At 31.6% G+C, this 17,940-nt stretch carries 18 protein-coding genes; 6 read left to right on the plus strand and 12 right to left on the minus strand.

Going from position 1 to position 17,940, the window contains the following annotated elements; genetic code table 11:
- Positions 1-53: 53 nt before the first annotated feature.
- Positions 54-935, minus strand: a complete 882-nt coding sequence (locus CD035_RS08955; RefSeq protein ID WP_048540562.1) for a nuclease-related domain-containing protein — start codon at positions 933-935, stop codon at positions 54-56.
- Positions 936-1,092: 157 nt separating this feature from the next.
- Here CD035_RS08955 and CD035_RS08960 point away from each other — a divergent pair, with 157 nt between their 5' ends.
- Positions 1,093-1,677, plus strand: coding sequence for a LysE family translocator (locus tag CD035_RS08960; RefSeq protein WP_048540561.1), 585 nt, complete (start codon positions 1,093-1,095; stop codon positions 1,675-1,677).
- Positions 1,678-1,851: 174 nt separating this feature from the next.
- On the opposite strand, the gene CD035_RS08965 is transcribed toward CD035_RS08960, so the two are convergent.
- On the minus strand, positions 1,852-3,495 hold the full coding sequence (locus tag CD035_RS08965; RefSeq protein ID WP_048540560.1) for an alpha-keto acid decarboxylase family protein: 1,644 nt from the start codon (positions 3,493-3,495) through the stop codon (positions 1,852-1,854).
- A 214-nt stretch (positions 3,496-3,709) separates the two neighbouring features.
- Between CD035_RS08965 and CD035_RS08970 the strand changes: the two genes are divergently transcribed.
- On the plus strand, positions 3,710-4,156 hold the full coding sequence (locus CD035_RS08970; RefSeq protein WP_025906982.1) for a MarR family winged helix-turn-helix transcriptional regulator: 447 nt from the start codon (positions 3,710-3,712) through the stop codon (positions 4,154-4,156).
- 56 nt (positions 4,157-4,212) lie between these two features.
- Here the strand turns inward: CD035_RS08970 and CD035_RS08975 are convergent, their stop codons facing one another.
- Both CD035_RS08975 and CD035_RS08980 read right to left on the minus strand, forming a co-directional pair.
- The gene (locus tag CD035_RS08975; RefSeq protein ID WP_048540559.1) at positions 4,213-4,434 is read right to left on the minus strand and encodes a hypothetical protein; all 222 of its coding nucleotides are present in this window, start codon (positions 4,432-4,434) and stop codon (positions 4,213-4,215) included.
- Positions 4,435-4,441: 7 nt separating this feature from the next.
- Positions 4,442-5,617, minus strand: coding sequence for a DUF418 domain-containing protein (locus tag CD035_RS08980; RefSeq protein ID WP_048540558.1), 1,176 nt, complete (start codon positions 5,615-5,617; stop codon positions 4,442-4,444).
- Positions 5,618-5,751: 134 nt separating this feature from the next.
- Here CD035_RS08980 and CD035_RS08985 point away from each other — a divergent pair, with 134 nt between their 5' ends.
- From CD035_RS08985 to CD035_RS08995, 3 genes are read left to right on the plus strand one after another with little or no spacing between them, the layout of a single operon-like run.
- Positions 5,752-6,411, plus strand: a complete 660-nt coding sequence (locus CD035_RS08985; protein WP_048540557.1) for a response regulator transcription factor — start codon at positions 5,752-5,754, stop codon at positions 6,409-6,411.
- Positions 6,412-6,415: 4 nt separating this feature from the next.
- Positions 6,416-7,879 (plus strand): sensor histidine kinase, encoded by a 1,464-nt coding sequence (locus CD035_RS08990; protein WP_048540556.1) that lies wholly within the window; start codon positions 6,416-6,418, stop codon positions 7,877-7,879.
- A gap of 13 nt (positions 7,880-7,892) precedes the next feature.
- Positions 7,893-8,246, plus strand: a complete 354-nt coding sequence (locus CD035_RS08995; protein ID WP_048540555.1) for a hypothetical protein — start codon at positions 7,893-7,895, stop codon at positions 8,244-8,246.
- Positions 8,247-8,427: 181 nt separating this feature from the next.
- On the opposite strand, the gene yidC is transcribed toward CD035_RS08995, so the two are convergent.
- Both yidC and CD035_RS09005 read right to left on the minus strand, forming a co-directional pair.
- Complete coding sequence (yidC, locus tag CD035_RS09000) at positions 8,428-9,186, minus strand: membrane protein insertase YidC (RefSeq protein WP_048540554.1); 759 nt, start codon at positions 9,184-9,186, stop codon at positions 8,428-8,430.
- A gap of 29 nt (positions 9,187-9,215) precedes the next feature.
- Positions 9,216-9,485: a hypothetical protein gene (locus tag CD035_RS09005; RefSeq protein WP_037590157.1), complete on the minus strand. Its 270-nt coding sequence runs from the start codon at positions 9,483-9,485 to the stop codon at positions 9,216-9,218.
- A gap of 169 nt (positions 9,486-9,654) precedes the next feature.
- On the opposite strand from CD035_RS09005, the gene CD035_RS09010 reads away from it, so the two are divergent.
- Positions 9,655-10,578, plus strand: a complete 924-nt coding sequence (locus CD035_RS09010; protein WP_048540553.1) for an ABC transporter substrate-binding protein — start codon at positions 9,655-9,657, stop codon at positions 10,576-10,578.
- A 531-nt stretch (positions 10,579-11,109) separates the two neighbouring features.
- On the opposite strand, the gene CD035_RS09015 is transcribed toward CD035_RS09010, so the two are convergent.
- The 6 genes from CD035_RS09015 to CD035_RS09040 all read right to left on the minus strand — a co-directional run bounded on the left by CD035_RS09015 (position 11,110) and on the right by CD035_RS09040 (position 17,695).
- Complete coding sequence (locus tag CD035_RS09015) at positions 11,110-12,474, minus strand: MFS transporter (RefSeq protein ID WP_048540552.1); 1,365 nt, start codon at positions 12,472-12,474, stop codon at positions 11,110-11,112.
- A 16-nt stretch (positions 12,475-12,490) separates the two neighbouring features.
- Positions 12,491-13,054: a cysteine hydrolase family protein gene (locus CD035_RS09020; protein ID WP_048540551.1), complete on the minus strand. Its 564-nt coding sequence runs from the start codon at positions 13,052-13,054 to the stop codon at positions 12,491-12,493.
- Positions 13,055-13,171: 117 nt separating this feature from the next.
- Positions 13,172-14,143, minus strand: a complete 972-nt coding sequence (locus CD035_RS09025) for a FecCD family ABC transporter permease (RefSeq protein ID WP_048540550.1) — start codon at positions 14,141-14,143, stop codon at positions 13,172-13,174.
- The gene (locus CD035_RS09030) at positions 14,140-15,126 is read right to left on the minus strand and encodes a FecCD family ABC transporter permease (protein ID WP_048540549.1); all 987 of its coding nucleotides are present in this window, start codon (positions 15,124-15,126) and stop codon (positions 14,140-14,142) included. The genes CD035_RS09025 and CD035_RS09030 overlap by 4 nt, the downstream gene beginning before the upstream one ends.
- Before the next feature lie 70 nt (positions 15,127-15,196).
- Positions 15,197-16,135: an ABC transporter substrate-binding protein gene (locus CD035_RS09035; protein WP_048540548.1), complete on the minus strand. Its 939-nt coding sequence runs from the start codon at positions 16,133-16,135 to the stop codon at positions 15,197-15,199.
- Positions 16,136-16,345: 210 nt separating this feature from the next.
- Positions 16,346-17,695 (minus strand): amino acid permease, encoded by a 1,350-nt coding sequence (locus CD035_RS09040; protein ID WP_048540547.1) that lies wholly within the window; start codon positions 17,693-17,695, stop codon positions 16,346-16,348.
- Positions 17,696-17,940: the final 245 nt, after the last annotated feature.

Consider the following 17,940-nt stretch of genomic DNA (forward strand, 5'->3'; position numbering starts at 1 on the left):
CTATCTTGTTTGGGCAGTCTTGATAAATACACTTCAAAACTTAAAGATGATACTTAATTATTATCAAGATAATATTTCTTTGGCTTCTTATTAATAAACCTAAAATTTGTATCAAGCACCCTTCTAATAGTTAAATTATTCTCCACCTCACACCATTTTTGGGCTTCTGATAAAGTAAAAGGCTCCCCTTTGCAGATATAGAATTCCATTAAATTATACAAGTACAATTTATTTCTACTAATTTCAAAGTGACAGAATTTACAACGTAGATATTTCTTTCGTTCTTCTACCTCAATCGTATTCAATCTCTTACATTTTGGGCATTTCAATCCTGAACTTAAACTAGCCATTGGGACTTTTTTAATATTGTTATAAAGATGTGAAAAGTCACTATGCTCTTGTTGAAACATATGTAAGATATTAGCATTTTCTATAGTATGATTATTTTTGAACATATATTTAATTTTGTGTAATTCTGTTGGTAATAGAATATTGAAATGATTAGGCATTGTACCTCTTAAAGTGAATTTGGGGTTTGAAAAAATAAGATAGGAATGTAAGGGTTTATTAATATTCAAGTGGGATATTAAATGATTCAATTCATGATTGGCTCGTCGCAGTTGCTGAAAAGGTGTATAAAACATGTTTCCAAATTCGTTCATAAGCTGACCATCTTTAATCGTATAATCTCCAGAATAATGTTTAACCTCAAAGTGACATATAGCATCATCCGTTACAATTAAAAAATCAATTTGAACGCGATTTTTGTAGTTTATATGAAAATCATATAAATAATGAAGATCTGGATATTCATCAAGAATACCTTTAATGAAAAGTTCACCCTCCAGACCTTTAATATAGTTCCTCGTATCTTCATCAAGTTTATCTTGAATGATACGATTTTTGAGAGCCAGTAAGTATGTTTGACTGTTCATCGATGCACCTCCATAATTCTTTACAATTATTATAGAGAATGTCCAAGAAAAGATAAACTAAAATACTCGAACGAACATTCCACCTCACCAATCATTTACAATCGCTCCATCTATCGATACAATACACTCAATAGTTTAACTTGAAGGGGCGTTTTATATGACTTTATTATCTATGACGATTTATGCAATTGTTTCTAGTTTCACGCCTGGACCAAATAACATTATGTCTTTATATTATTCTAAACAAACTGATCTGCGAGGTACAGTAAGATTTTGTATCGGTGTTGCGCTTGGCTTTTTTTTATTACTACTCGTATCTAATTTCTTTAGTTCTGCTTTGTATCACCTGTTCCCTAAAATACAATTATATATGAAGATTTTCGGGGCAATTTATTTACTTTATTTAGCATACAAAATTGGAACGAGCAAAGGTACGGATGCTCAATCATTTAGTAATAGATACAATAATATTAAATTTGGTATGTTGTTACAGTTCGTAAATCCTAAAGGTGTGATTTATGCGTTAAGTGTTGTAGCTGCATTTATAACGCCAAACTATGAACATTTCTCTATCCAAATCATCTTAATTACATATTTAGCACTCATCGGATTTCTATCCTCTTTCAGTTGGAGTGTCTTTGGTTCAATCTTTAAAAAATTTATTAATCAACATGAATTAGCATTCAATATCATAATGGCACTTCTTCTCGTATATACTGCCTTCTCCATCCTCTTCACATAAAAAAATGGGAGCGGGACAGAAATCTAATTTAGATAAAAAGATTTCGTAGTCCCGCCCCGGCAAGGATGACTAGAGTTGAAAAAAGCTTGCTACAAGCGCATTTTCAATTCCGTCATCTACTGCCAAGATACTAAAAGAGTCAGAGACGTTACATTATATCCCTGACTCTTTGTATTAACTATTTTGTTTTGAAAATGCTTGTCCGATTGCGTCTAGTTTTTCTGGTGCGTCTGAAACGCCCATTTTCACTTCTATGAAATGCATTTGATTAGGTTCATTGTTAATTTTTAAGAATACATTTTCTAAATCGGCAGATGTTTCTACGTCATGTACGGCTACTGTATCTTTACCGCCAAATACGGCTGGTAACATTTTGTAGTCCCACATTTGAATATCATTATACACTTGGTGTTCGCCGTGGATTTTTCTTTCAACTGTGTATCCATCATTATTAATAACAAAAATAACGGGTTTAAGGTCGTTTCTAATCATTGTTGATATATCTTGTGCTGTTAATTGTAATGAACCATCACCAATTAATAGGATATTTCTTCTATATAAATTAGACATTTGTGTACCGATTGTTGCTGGTAATGTATAACCGATTGATCCCCATAATGGTTGTCCAATAAATGTATTATCTTTGTATAAGTTAAGGTCATACGCACCGAAGAATGAAGTACCTTGTTCTGCTAAAATTATATCATCTAATCCGATAAAATCTTGCATCATTTTAAAGTAAGTTTCTTGTGTGAGTGGTGCATTATCAACTGTGTAATCACCTTTTTCTGGACGATTATTTTCTGGGAAATGTGCTTCATTTTTATATTCTATATCAAGTAATCCGTTCATTAAACTTGGTAATGTAAATTTTGATGAAATTGTATCATTTAATTTGAAATCTAAGTGATTGATCATTACGACATCATCAATATCAAATCCATAAGAATAACCTGCAGTCGCTGAATCTGTTAATTTAGCACCAATATTTAAAATAGCATCACTGTTATCTACATAATTTCTAATATCTTCTTTTGCGATACTACCATCATAAATACCCATATAATAACGACTTTCTTCATTAAATGCACCTTTACCTAAAGAAAGTTGTGCAACTGGAATTTGTGTTTGTTCAACAAAGCGTTCTAATTCATCATGTAATTTAAAGCTATTAATTTCATGACCAGTAATGATAACAGGTTGCTGAGCTGTTTTTAATTTTTGTTGTACCATTTCGATGTATTGAGAAACATCTTGATTGATCATTTCGGCTGGTTTGAAAGCTTCTTCAACTTCAATTTCTGCTTGTGCTACATCGATTGGTAAATGTATATGGACAGGTCTTTTTTCAGCTAATGCTGCATTAATTAATCTTGGAATTTCAGTCTGAGCATTTTCTACTGTTATATAACCTTGAGCAGTTGTAATTTCTTTAAACATTTTTCTATAACTATCAAACTTACCTTCACCTAATGAATGGTGAACATATTTACCCGCTTCTTCAACAACTGTTGTTGGTGCACCTGTAATAGCTATTACTGGCACGCGTTCTGCATAAGATCCTGCAATACCATTAACTGCACTTAGTTCACCAACTCCAAATGTAGTGACCATTGCACTGATACCATTCATTCTTGCATATCCATCCGCAGCATAACTTGCATTTAATTCATTCGTATTGCCTACCCATTCCATATCTTCTCTACTTACAATATCATCTAAAAATGCTAAATTAAAATCTCCAGGAACACCAAATACTTTTTCTACTCCTACCGTACTTAATGAATCCATTAAATATTCCCCAACACGTTTTTTCATATCCGATTCTCCTTTTCTATTTTTACGAATCAATTTAAGTCAATATAGTTGACCTATTAATGTAAAAAATAAACCTTTGATTAAATATCAAATGTTTATTAATCCCTATAACAATTCTTAGTATATACCTACTTTGAAATTAAGTCAATATTATTGACCTAAAAATGAAATTTTAGCAACTATCCTTTATAATAGTTGAAAAGGAGTCGACACGATGGATAATAAAAACAATTATGATCATATGCTTTTTTATTTCGCGTACAAAACATTTATCAATACAGCTGACGATATTATTAAAAATCATGGCATGAACAGACAGCATCATAGATTTTTATTTTTTATAGATCAAATGCCAGGTATAACAATTAAAGATTTATTAGATACACTTGAAATATCTAAACAAGCATCTCACGCTTCATTAAAAAAATTAAAAGAAAAAAAATTAATTAGATATGTAGACTCTGACAATGATAGACGTGTAAAACATTTATACCCTACAGAAGAAGGTAGTGCTTTAGTTCATAAATTGAACCAAGCGCAAAATGAATTATTACAGCAAACGTTTGAAGAAGCTGGTACAGAGTGGCATGATTTTATGGAACACCTTGCAAGTATGAAAAGTGGATTTAAAAATGTTAAATCTATTAAGCCAAAAGAATAGCAATAAAAAAAGGGAGCTGGACAATACGTCCTGCTCCCTTTCTTTATATATTTAAACTAATCACTTTGTCCATATGTACGCAATGAACTATAAACTACAATACAGATGAAGTATAAAATAACAATGATAATGAAACTATATGGCACATGTTCTAAATAGAACCAGCTTAAATGCAAATTAGTAAATTGATTCAGCTGCTGAATGACATATCTTGCGACTAATAGTCCTGAAAATACGACAAATAATATGCGTGCGACTTTCTTAACTATTTCTATCATTATTATTTCATCTCCTTTTTCCTACTTTAATTTTCCAATGTGTAAACATTCGCAGTATATATTCTAGCGGACCATATCGCCAATGCTTTTGATACCATGATGCTAAAAGCATTTGTAATACATAAATTAAAATAAAACTAATCGTCGTCACTAAAAGTACATCTTTTCCGAAGAATCCTAATCCATAGCCATATAATATGAGTGTTCCGATAATACTTTGTAAAATATACATCGATAACGACATTTTACCGAGACTTTCAAACCCTCTAAATATTACGTTTTGTTGATACGTTTGATATAAGTATTTAAATAAACAAATAAAGCCAATCGCTAACAATATACCGAATATCATTGTGATACTCTCAGCCGCATTTTCATTCGATAACCATAAATAAGAGGACTTCCCTAATATCGATACTGGTATAAGATATATAAACCATTTAGAAATGCGTTGGTCTTCGATACGTTTTTCAAACCATTTATATTTAGATAAACATATGCCTAGGGTGAAATATGGAACTTCTATAAAGAAAATCATTACAAATAACCATCCTATATTATCGCCAAGCATTGATTTTAATTGCATGAATTGTGGATCTTTAATATTGTCATCCGCTTCACGAATGTCCCAATAACTACCTTCACTAAATAATGTTTTAACTTCGTACACATACGAAGCTTTATCACTTGTTTCTATAATAGGACCGGAAGTATCAAATAAAGAAACAATCGACAACGCTAATATCATCCCAAATCCAACGATCGTAACCCATTTAAAAAATTTACGATTCAATGATATAAATGGAATCACGATTAACATTGATAGTGCATAACCAAATAAGATATCTCCTTCCCATATAAAATAAGCATGTAAACTACCTAATATTAATAAGAATATGGCTCTTCTTAACAGTTTAATTCTTGGACGTTTAATTTGTTTACTTTTCATAGATTGATAAAGTTTATCTAAAGAAAATCCAAATAAAATCGCAAAAATAGGCATAAAGCTACCTTCAAATATAATCTTGATAACATAATAAATGGTTTGATTCACACCACTTAAATGATATTGATCTATGTACAATTGCCCTGTTAAACCAAATTGAAAAATTAATAAATTGGCCATAAATATGCCAAATAAACTAAACCCTCTTAGTGCATCGGCAACTTCTATTCTGTTCATTCTATTCACCTCACATATTATATTAGCAAGTTAAAATAAAATCCGACTTATATAAACCTTAAATCTGACTTAATTTTACATATACCAGTAGATACATATAAAATGAAAATATACAATTATATAGAGGTGTAAAAATGACTGCCAAAATATTAATAGTAGAAGATGATTTAGATATACAAACATTGATAAAAATATCCTTATCTAATAAACAATTAGGTGATATATATTTAGCAAGTGACAAACCAGAAGCTGAAGCGAAATTAAAAGCGCATCGCTTTGATGTCGTGTTGCTTGATTTAAACTTAAAATCAGAAAACGGCTATGAACTCGTCAAATATATTAAACATGAAGATACAAAACTTATAATCGTGACAGCGAAAGATTCAGATTTGGATGTTTATAAAGGTTTTGAAAATGGTGCCGTAGATTATGTGAAGAAACCATTTGATCCTATTGAGCTTGCTTATCGCGTATCTGTACATATTAAAAATATCAATACGCATCACAATAAGAACTTGCAAGTTAATCTAGATACAACTGACGTCATTACAAATAATAAGAAAGCTAATCTGACTTCAAGAGAATATGACCTTCTCGCTTATTTTATTAAAAATAAAAATCAAGTTTTGACGAAGAGTCAAATATACGAACGTGTATGGGGTTACTCCGTAAGTGTGGATGACAATACATTAATGGTTCACATTCGAACATTACGCAAAAAAATAGAAGATGACCCGAATAATCCTCAACTTATACAGACAGTTCGAGGTAAAGGTTACATATATAGAGGTTAATGAAATGAATAAAAGGTTCACATGGAAATTCACGAAATACATTTTTATTTTTCTTACGATTACTTTTATTATAGGTGTTATTGGCATATGGCTTTTCTTTACAAATGTTATAAAAATTTCTTATTCCGATTTAGATGATGTTGATGATTTTTATATGGATTTTTCAATATCAAATGAAGAAAACGGCTATAAACTGAATGATGATTTAAAACAAAAATTAAAAGACAATCATGTTCAATTATATATTATCGATAAAGATGCCAATGTCCTTTATCCTAAAAAACAAATGAATTTAAAAAATAAACTTGTTGAAAACTTATACAATACACAAGCTATTCCATTTCGCAGTGATGACTATAGCGTCATATTAATTTATCCAAAATCACACAATCATGCTATTCAATCAACAGAAAATATTGATACAAAGAAATTGATAAGTAGCTTGTATACCAATAATTACAATAAATATTATCATGTCGAAAAGGATAAACAATTAACATTTATAGATAATCCTGCTTATCATAAAGTTCAATATACAGATGAGTTTAATGATATTGAAAATAAGACATTTAAATTTTTAGCACTATCTTATTTATTATTGCTGTTACTCAACATGATTTTAGTAATCATTTTCGCATTTATCATTTCTAAAAGACTTTCTAAGCCATTATTCTTCTATACGGATTGGATAGAAAACCTTTCTAAAGGTAAATTGTTTAAACCAAGCTCCAAACACTACAACAAAAGAAGCAAAAAATTATTTAAAGAACTGAATGATTCTGTAGAAAGCTTAAACCTACAACTGACTGAAGATAAAATTTATCAAAATCAAATTAATTACTACCGCGAGAAATGGCTTAATCAGCTATCTCATGATTTAAAATCACCTTTAACATCTATTTATGGTTACGCCAAACTATTATCATCAGAAGAAATAGATACTAAGAAATATGCAATTTTAATTTCAGACAAAGCTGCATATATGACTGAGTTGATTGATAGTTTAAACAATAACTTCAGATATGAAACAGATCAAATGACCATTCATAAAGAATCATTCGATATTACAGAAACATTAAAGCAGCTGAGAAAGACCATACAATACGACAAACTTGAAATTATCAATCAGTTAACAGAACAAAGATTTTATGGGAATAAACTATATTTTGAACGTATGATGATGAACCTTATAGATAATAGTATCGACCATAATAAACGTAACCCAAACATTGAAATCAACATTAAGAATATAAATGAAGGTTTAGAAATTAATTATAAAGATGACGGTGTTGGCATAAGTAAGACGACAGAGAAACATATGCTTCATTCAAATTACACAACAAAAGACAACAAAGAAGGACACGGTATCGGTTCAACGATCATTATGGATTGCATCACATTTCATAACGGAACCTTTAAAAGTATGCCCACTACAAAAGGTGTAAACTTCAAAATCCATTTAAATTAAGGAGCTGAGAAGGATGAAGGAGAAGTTGTTTTATAGTGTGACGTATGGATTGTATATGATTTCAATTCTTGTATTAACCCAACTTATTATCTTCAACAAAGTGGATTTAGCGTCATTAATTGGTTCAATAATCGGAATTTCACTAGTTATGCCACTAGTTTTAGCAAGTGATATATATAAAAAAGAAAAATATAATATCTTTACTAAAGAATACTTAATACAGTTTAGCTCATTAATTATCGCATTCATCTTAATTAGATTATTTGTTTCTTCCGATTACAGAATATACCCTATGATGGTGATTGTTGTTATTTTGATTACATATGAAATCATTAAGAGAAGAAAGAAAAAGAAGCTCGAGAATTGAGCTTCAGGTGTTTAAGTCACTAGACAAATTGTATTTTTTCATGATATTCTATAATCAAATAAAGGTAACGTGCTGGAACACGTTACCTCAACAAGCCCGTTTAAGTGACGGTAGCTGTACATAATTTTAATAACCTTCTATATGCACGCTAAAGCGAATAGAAGGTTATTTTTTATGTTTTTTATGAACTTGTTTGAAGTTCGTCTTCGTGATAATTAAAGTACTTATTAGATATATATTGTTGAACGATGAGTACGATCGCACTTGCACTCCAATATAATGGCAGTGCTGCTGGTGTGCTCATACTTACAATAAATATCATAATTGGACTGATATACATAATGTATTTCATTTGTCCTTTTGATTCTTCTGGTAAATATTTTGTTGATAAATATGCTTGTAATAAATAGAGTGCTCCAGCAATAAGAGCCATAAATATATTTGGTGTACCAAGGTTAAACCATGCGAAACTATGACTTGCAAGTGCATCATTATGAGATATTGCAAAGTACAATGCCATTAGTATCGGCATCTGTATAATCATTGGTAAACATCCCATATTTAAAGGATTTACGCCATGTTCTTTATATAAAGCCATCATTTCTTGGCTATATTGCGCACGTTCTTGTTCATCTTTAGCTGATTTCATCTTCTCATTAATTTCATCCATTTGTGGTTTTATTTTCTTCATTTTAAATTGCATTTTCTTCTGTCCTTTAAAAGAACGCAACATAAACGGCATAACAATTAGTCTTACACATATGGTAACGATGATAATGCCAATGCCGTAACTATTATTAAAGAATGATGCAAAGAATTTAATCAAATAAATGAATGGTTCTACTAATGAAGTATAAAATACACCACCTTCTTGTGGTGCACATCCACTTAGTAATATCGATACTGCTAAAAATGCTAAAACTGTATATAATTTTTTCAAAATTTCTCCTCCAATATATTAATTATGCGTTAATATATTGGACTAGCGTCTTCTTCATCGACGGTCTTGGATAAGCAACGTGTTCTCCACCTTAAAATAGGGACTATCCATTCAAAAATGTATTGATCCTCTACTTCAGTTGAAAACCTTACAATCCAATCTTTGTGGAGCTTGATGTTTGCTTGCATTTGCAAGTAGACAAACAAGAGCGTTAATAACACAGGAATGAAATAATGTATGCTAAATGCAACATAATTAATTAATATCTCTTCACCTAATAAACCTATGAGCCATTCCATTACGCCTTCACTCCTTTCCAATCGAATTTACTACGTTAAATATACATGGTAAAAATATGATATTCAAATAATTGCACTCTTTAAATTTTGCAAAACCTATTGTATAATCACAATATTTTGATACAATTGAGAAAGATTATCAATATCAATGAATTGGGGAGGTTTTTTAATGAAAAAGGTATTAATTTTAGTATTAACGTTAATTTTATTTGTTGCAGCATGCGGGAACAACAATGACAATAAAGATTCAAGTAGTAAGAAAGATTCAAGCTCTGATACAAAGTCGTTTACGATGGATAATGGTAAGAAAGTTGATGTACCAAAAGATCCTAAACGAATTGCAGTATTACATCCAACATATGTCGGCGCATTAGTTAAGTTCAAACATACACCAGTAGCAGTACCAGAATTTATTAATCAAAATAAGGTACTTAAAGATGTTACGAAAGATGCTAAAAAAATAGATCAAACAAATGTTGAACAAGTTGCAAAAACAAAACCAGATCTCATTATTACAAGCGCACAAGACAAAAACCTTAATAAACTCAAAAAAATTGCACCTACCGTTACTTTTGATGCAATGACTTCTACATATAAAGATAATACAACTAAATTAGCAGAATTAGTCGGCGAAGAAGACCAAGCTAAAGAGTGGATTAAAGAATGGGATAAAAAACTTAGAGATGATAAAAAAGATTTAGAACCACTTATCAAAGGAAAAACAGCAACAGTCTTACAACAAACACCAAAAGGACTTATGGCATTCAGTGATGAATTAGGTCGAGGTACTGAAATTTTATATAGCGGTTGGGGCTTGAAACAACCAAAAGACCTAAAAAAAGCAACAGAAAAAACAAATGCTATCACAATAACACCTGAAGAATTCGATAAATATTTAGGTGATTTTGTTGTAATCGCAGCAAACGGAAATCAGAAAGCACCATTCGAAGATACAAATGTTTGGGCAAATACAGAAGCTAAGAAAAATAATCACGTCTTTAAATTTGATGTAACAGAAACACAATATAACGATCCAATTTCATTAGAAAAACAAAGAGAAATATTCTTAAAAGCCTTTAAAGAAATGAAATAAATATGAAAAGAGCTAGGATACGTGTCCTAGCTCTTTTTTTGATGGGGAATGTGAAATTGGGTGGTTTCTTGGCTTTATTCAGGCGTTAAGCCATGAATTTAGCGATCTCTTGGCTTTATTCAGGCGTTAAGCCATGAATTTAGTGATCTCTTGGCTTTACTCAGTACTTAAGCCATGAATTTAGTGATCTCTTGGCTTTACTCAGTACTTAAGCCATGACTTCAGCTATCTCTTGGCTTTATTCAGGCGTTAAGCCATGAATTTAGCGATCTCTTGGCTTTACTCAGTACTTAAGGCCATGAATTTAGTGATCTCTTGGCTTTATTCAGTATTTAAGACAAGACTTGGGGCATCTCTTGGCTTTACTCAGTACTTAAGCCATGAATTTAGTGATCTCTTGGCTTTACTCAGTACTTAAGCCATGACTTCAGCTATCTCTTGGCTTTATTCTGTACTTAAGCCAAGACATCTAACTTAAAGCAACCACTCCAAAACACCCTCCCCTCTCTCTAACATCAGACAACCCGCAGTCTACCTTGTGCTTAATGAACGTCTACTGACAAAGGTTAGAATGATGATAACTATGCCTATCAGCATACAGAATAGACCTAATTCATGTATACCATTTGTGATGTGGTCACCTTTGAATAAAGTACTAATGAGCGTGGATGATACGATTGCACCGATATACATCGCAGTTCTTAATAATCCTGCTGACATGCCTATCATTGATTTTGGTGCTTGATGATAAAGTGCATTTTGATTTGCTAAATTTAATAATCCTTGTGGCACACCAAAAATTGCAGCTAATAATATTAATATCCATAATGGTGTATCGGCATGAATAAATTGGAAGCCTATCATTGTTATGAGTGCACAAATTGTGCCTAAATATAGTTTGAACTTAATTGATAGCCTTGTACCTGTTAATTGTGCCATAAAAATCCCAACCAAGAATTGAGGTAACATCATGAGTCCTGCATGTGCTGCAGTCAATCCTCTCCCCTCTTCTAGCCATTGAACATATCCATATAGCACACTATAAGAAATAACAGCTGTAAGAAGTGATCTTATATAAGTATTATTTAAAGCACCATTGTGAGCAAGTACTCTTAGATCAATAAATGGTTTTTTAGATTTGAGTTCCATGATAATAAAAGCAATCAAACTGAACAGTCCAATTATAAATAGATAAAAAATGGATTGATCTGGCTCCATAAAGAAAATCATCCATGTTGTTAAAGTAATTGTAAACAACGTTATACCTATAAAGTCTATCTGTTCTTTTAATGCATTTAATTTCTTTGGACTTTCAACTTTTGGATAATATAAAAATCCAAATACGAATGAAAGAATGGAAAGTGGAATATTGACTAAGAATATAGCTTGCCAACCGCCACTATGAATTAACAAACCACCGATTGTTGGACCAATAACAGAAATTGTCTGATTGGATATAGATAGCATTGTTAATATTTTACTTGGACTATCTTTACCTGTGCGCTTCCCCTCATAACTGATTAAATACATTGCTGAAGGATAACCTGCACAAGTACCAATACCAATAAGAAATCTTGCTAATACTAATCCATAAAAAGATGGTGTAAAAATCGCAATCAAACTCGCTACTCCTACTAAACTTGTAGCAAATAAAAATAATCCTCTTGGACCAAATATATCTATAAGTTTACCTATAACCGGTTGACCAATACTTGTTGCTAAATATAACGATGACACAAGCCATGTTGTTTGATAAAAAGGTATACCGAAGGCTTGTGCAATTGGTATAAGTGCAACAGCTAACATAGAAGAATTAATCGGATTCAATATTGATCCTAAAATCATCGGTGGGTATAGTTTCGTATTAAAGGCTTCTTCACTCGAAACTTGACGCATAAAAATTATCTCCTATCTATACGATTGTATTTGACCATTCTATCGTCTCAGTTACTTCCGCATACCTAGGAAAAATCTTATGAATTAGAAATTGATGTGTTTCAATATCTCTGTCTGTCATCGCATCTGATAAGACTGTTAATTCAAAGTCTTTATCTGCCGCTTCAACTAAAGTAGATAACACAACACCACTCGTTACAACACCTGTTAAAATAAGGTGATCCACTTGCATACCACGCAATAACACTTCTAAATTACTACCTGTAAAAGCGCTAAAGCGATGTTTTGTAACAACGACTTCATCTTCATTTGGTGCAAGTTCGTCTATAATTTGAGTTGATGCGTCATTCACACTCATTTGTTGTCCACTTGCTTTAATACGTGAAAATGATTTGTTGTAAGGCGACACTTCATAAAATCCTTTTGAAAAAGCTACTCTCACAAAAATAACTGGGATTTGATGTTTCCTAGCACTTTCGATAGCCTTTTTATTTTTATCGATGATTTCACTCGAATTAGATAAGCTACCAACAATACCATTTTGCATATCCATAACTAATAAAGCAGATTGATTAGACATACTTACACTTCCTTAATATTCTTTTTAATGCAATGTTATCACAGCAATATTTCTCAAGAAATATTTTTGCCTATCAAAAAGCCGAAACAATCCTGACTGTTTCGGCTAAATAACTCTCTATACACTTTGAGATTTTTTTAATAAATATAAGAAATAAGGTGCACCTATAATGGCTGTTACAACACCTGCAGGAATTTCGAGTGGAGGAAACAACCCTTTACCTATTGCGTCTGCTACTAATAGGAATATTGAACCTATTAAAGCTGACAATGGTAACAATTTAGTGGCTTTTGGTCCTGCTAGTAGCCTTGCTATATGAGGTGCAATTAACCCTATAAAGCCAATTGTTCCTGTTACTGACACAACAGAACCAACACAAATTGCTGCCATTACAAGATATACATTTCTAATGAGCGATACTTTTTCTCCTAAACTGACAGCAGATTCATCACCTAAACTTAATATGTCAATTTTACGAGCAAATAAGAAAATAAGCGGCAACACCACTACTCCAGGTATAAAGAACCATAAGTCATCATAATTCCGTCCCCATACACTTCCTGACAACCACAATAAAGTCGTATTAATATTGTCTGGATATCTAATCATGAAATATTGTAGACCTGCTTGGCATATTGCACTTAAAGCAACACCGATTAATGCTATTGTGTATGTACTTGCTTGGAACAATTTACCGATAAGCATTATAAGCATGATGAGTACAACTGCACCAATAAATGAAGCAATACCTAAGAAATAAAATGGTAGTGCTGGTAACAATAATGTTTGCGCAACCGCAAACAATCCTGCACCTTTTGTGACACCAATAATATCTGGCGATGCTAAAGGATTTCTCAGTATGCTTTGGACAATTGCTCCAGATACACCTAATAAACACCCACCTATTAACGAAAGAATCATTCTTGGCAATCTATAATTATAAATGACAAAATCATAATCATCTGAAAAACCAATAAATGTAGATATAATCTTTGATATACCTATAAACTGAGAACCAACTTGTAGATTAATGAATAATGCGACCAATAGTACGAGTGAAACGATGATATATTTCCATTTAAGTTTCATCCTTTTTGAACACTCCTTCCATTTTTACATAAGTAAAGGAAGAATGGACCGCCTATTAAAGCTGTTACAATCCCAACGGGCGATTCATAAGGATATGCAATAATATGTGATAACGCATCTGAATATACGAGTAATACCGCACCAATCAGTGCCGTTAATATAATATGTCTTTCATAACCGCCTCTAATCAACCTCTTAGATATATGAGGTGCAATTAACCCTACAAAACCAATTGGACCTGCAACAGATACAGATGAACCTGCTAAAATAATAACCATTAAACCAAATATAATATAAATCATTTTCTTATAAACACCTAAACTTGTAGCTAAATCATCACCAAGTGAAATAACCGTTAAATGTCTCGCTAACATAATGGTGATAATCGTACCGATTACAAACCATGGTAATAAGACTTCCACACTATCCCAATCTTTACCGTTTAAAGAACCTGTTAACCAATATAGAATATCTGTGGCATTTTCATTCATTAATATCAATACTTCAGTGACCGAAGATAGTAACAAATGAATGGTCATACCCGCTAAGGCTAAACGAACTTGATTATTCTCGTGTCCATAAATAAAGGTATAAACAATCACGCCACCTAAAATCGCACCAATAAAGCCAATATACGCACTTTGGTTACCATTATAATCAGGAAAGAAAACCAATGCCGCCACGAGCACTAATGAAGCACCAGCATTAATACCAAATGTTTGAGGTGAAGCAAGTGCATTCCTCGTAATACCTTGCATGATTGCACCTGCTAACGCTAAACTCACGCCAACCATAATCGCAACTAATACTCTTGGTAGTCTTACCGTTCTAATAATTAATGTATCTTTCGAGTGATCATTATGTAATAAAGCATGAAATATCGTTTTAAAACTCATAATTGATGAAGCAAAGCTTAAATTTATAAAAATCCCTAAAATTAAAATTATGACTGTTACTATAATGATTATCGTTTCTTTTTTCATAACATCACCAACTCAACTCAGAAATAAAACAATGAACGGACAATTGTATGTACGTTCATTGTTCAAGTATTTATTTCTTTTCGTTATATTTTTGTAAATCTTTTATGATATATTCATTGGCATTAATACCTCTGAATCTCGTCCAGAAGTCTCTATCTACTTGATATATTTGACCTTTTTTATATGCTTTAAGATCTTTCCAAATCGCTTTTTCTTTCCAATCATCTGTTATTGGATTCTTTTTATCAGTTGTAAAAATGATTTTATCCGGATTAATTTTAGATAAATTTTCTAAATTAACATCTTCATATGCATTTTTAGATTCTACAGCATTATCTAATCCCAATTTCGTTAATAGCTGGCCAGCATAAGAAGTAGATGTATGAGCTTGAAATGCATCTTCTCTCGCAACTGCAATCAATACTTTTTCACCTTTGTTTTCTTTAGTAGTTACTTTATCTTTAGCTTTTTTAATTTTTGCATCTTGGTCTTCAAGTAATTGTTTAGCTTTATCTTCTTTACCTAAAGCTTTACCAATTGTTTTAAATGAACCATTCACATCATCATAGCTTGCTTCTCTACTTTTCAATACAAGTGTTGGTGCTATTTTCTTCAAGTCTTCACTTATACCTTTATGACGTTGAACATCCGCTATAATCAAATCTGGTTTAAGTGAACTGATAGATTCTAAGTTTGGTTGTTTACGCGTACCAACTGACGTATATTTCACATCTTCACCATATAATTTTTTAATAATTTCTTTCTTATTATCGTCCGCAATACCAACTGGTGTATTGCCAAGATTTTTAACTGCATCTGCAAAAGAATACTCTAATACGACAATATTTTTAGGATTCTTCTTAACTTTTTGAGTACCTAATTCATCTTTTATTTCTATTGTTTCAGATTTCTTAGCACCTGCTTCACTACTTTTATTATTGCCACACGCTGCTAGAAACATTGCCGAAACAACTAATACCGCCATAAAAATTCTTGAATATTTATTCATGATGTCCTCCTATTAATTGATAACCGTTATCAATTATATAATATTCAGAAAATGATGTCTATAGTCAATTTTGAATATTTATTTTATAGAACCCTTTATTTAACTGTTATATAACAATTCATATTTATCAAATAACTTTACTATAATTTTAATTCAGACTATAAAAAAATACATATGCAAATAAAATGCAAATGTATTTTTATTCATATATTATGGCTTTTTAATAAATGCGTACAAACTAACAATCGCGATAAATACGATTCCGATTATGACTGAAATTCGTGTTTCACCATTGAACATCATACCAATAACAACCAGTATAAGCATAATAATTGTGATAATATTACTGACCGGCGCGAATGGCATTTTAAATGGATGGTCTTTAATTTGTTCTCTCTTTCTAAAATTCATATGACTAATTAAAATAGCGAACCATGGCACCATACCTGGAAGCACACCTGCGCTGAACACATATACAAATATATTCGTATCTTTACCTAATAATAGTGGTAATACAATATCTAAGACGATTCCGAAGAAAATACCGATTGATACTGCGATAACAGCAATATGGGGGACACCATTTTTATTTGTTCTATAGAATATTTGAGAAATTTGTTTTTGTTTAGACAACGTATAAAGCATACGACTCGTACTAAAAATACCAGAGTTACAGCCTGACATCGCTGCTGTAATTACAACAAAGTTAATAATTGTTGCGGCAGCCGTAATACCTACTTTTGCAAATGTTGCAACAAACGGTGAACCAATTTGATTCACTTCATCCCATGGATAAACCGTTACAATAACGAAAATCGAACCGATATAGAATATTAATATTCTCCATACAACACCGTTAATGGCTTTTACAATATTTTTCTGTGGATCTTTCGTTTCACCGGCAGTAATACCAATTAATTCGATACCAATATAGGAACCAAATACAATAGATAATGCAAAGAAGAAACCACTTAGACCACCAGTAAAGAAACCACCACGATCCCATAAATGACTAACACCAATCGGATTAAAGTTATTACCTATTCCGAAAATTATTAAGCCTAAACCTGCAATAATCATTAATATAATCGTTACGACTTTTACAGCGGCAAACCAAAATTCAAATTCACCAAACCACTTAACAGAAACTAAGTTTGCAGAAAGCAATATAAGAACGACAGCTAAACCTGGTATCCATGAAGGTAAATCTGGCCACCAAAATTTAAAATACGAACCTACTGCTATAACCTCACTCATACCGACAATAATCCAATTAAATGTACTACTTGCAGCTGTTACAAATGAAAATGACGGATGAATATAATCATTTGCAAACTTAGCAAATGAACCTGTATCTGGATAAACGTAAACCATTTCACCTAAAGCTCTCATAATTAAAAATACAAATACACCTGCAATCGCATAAGCTAATAACACGGATGGTCCTGTCCACTTAATCGTACTTGATGCACCCATAAATAGACCAACACCAATTGTGCCACCAATCGCAATCATTTGCATTTGTCTTGACGTTAACTCTCTTTTTAAATTATTATTCATGTCTGACCCTTCTTAATATGTATGTTCTAAATTTTCAACCTATAATTATTAAAATATTCTATAAATATAGCATTTTTAATAATTGGATACCAAGAATTTTCAAATAAAAAACTAATATTTTCATATATTCAATCACAAAATCTACACATTTGTGCTAAATACTACCAGATATTTCTGAAATTGTTTATAATATATAACTATATTTAAAAATCATACTCATAGATAAAGAAAGGATATTCCTAATG

The sequence above is a fragment of the Mammaliicoccus sciuri genome (assembly GCF_002901825.1).
GTDB classification, from domain to species: Bacteria; Bacillota; Bacilli; order Staphylococcales; family Staphylococcaceae; genus Mammaliicoccus; species Mammaliicoccus sciuri.

Coding starts and splice junctions, on each gene's coding strand:
- CD035_RS09040 (WP_048540547.1), bottom strand. CDS start 17,695: ATGAATAATAATTTAAAAAGAGAGTTAACGTCAAGACAAATGCAAATG.
- CD035_RS08980 (WP_048540558.1), bottom strand. CDS start 5,617: ATGAACAGAATAGAAGTTGCCGATGCACTAAGAGGGTTTAGTTTATTT.
- CD035_RS09015 (WP_048540552.1), bottom strand. CDS start 12,474: ATGCGTCAAGTTTCGAGTGAAGAAGCCTTTAATACGAAACTATACCCA.
- CD035_RS08960 (WP_048540561.1), top strand. CDS start 1,093: ATGACTTTATTATCTATGACGATTTATGCAATTGTTTCTAGTTTCACG.
- CD035_RS08975 (WP_048540559.1), bottom strand. CDS start 4,434: ATGATAGAAATAGTTAAGAAAGTCGCACGCATATTATTTGTCGTATTT.
- CD035_RS09025 (WP_048540550.1), bottom strand. CDS start 14,143: ATGAAACTTAAATGGAAATATATCATCGTTTCACTCGTACTATTGGTC.
- CD035_RS09035 (WP_048540548.1), bottom strand. CDS start 16,135: ATGAATAAATATTCAAGAATTTTTATGGCGGTATTAGTTGTTTCGGCA.
- CD035_RS08970 (WP_025906982.1), top strand. CDS start 3,710: ATGGATAATAAAAACAATTATGATCATATGCTTTTTTATTTCGCGTAC.
- CD035_RS09010 (WP_048540553.1), top strand. CDS start 9,655: ATGAAAAAGGTATTAATTTTAGTATTAACGTTAATTTTATTTGTTGCA.
- CD035_RS08990 (WP_048540556.1), top strand. CDS start 6,416: ATGAATAAAAGGTTCACATGGAAATTCACGAAATACATTTTTATTTTT.
- CD035_RS09005 (WP_037590157.1), bottom strand. CDS start 9,485: ATGGAATGGCTCATAGGTTTATTAGGTGAAGAGATATTAATTAATTAT.
- CD035_RS08955 (WP_048540562.1), bottom strand. CDS start 935: ATGAACAGTCAAACATACTTACTGGCTCTCAAAAATCGTATCATTCAA.
- CD035_RS08965 (WP_048540560.1), bottom strand. CDS start 3,495: ATGAAAAAACGTGTTGGGGAATATTTAATGGATTCATTAAGTACGGTA.
- CD035_RS08995 (WP_048540555.1), top strand. CDS start 7,893: ATGAAGGAGAAGTTGTTTTATAGTGTGACGTATGGATTGTATATGATT.
- CD035_RS09030 (WP_048540549.1), bottom strand. CDS start 15,126: ATGAAAAAAGAAACGATAATCATTATAGTAACAGTCATAATTTTAATT.
- CD035_RS08985 (WP_048540557.1), top strand. CDS start 5,752: ATGACTGCCAAAATATTAATAGTAGAAGATGATTTAGATATACAAACA.
- CD035_RS09020 (WP_048540551.1), bottom strand. CDS start 13,054: ATGTCTAATCAATCTGCTTTATTAGTTATGGATATGCAAAATGGTATT.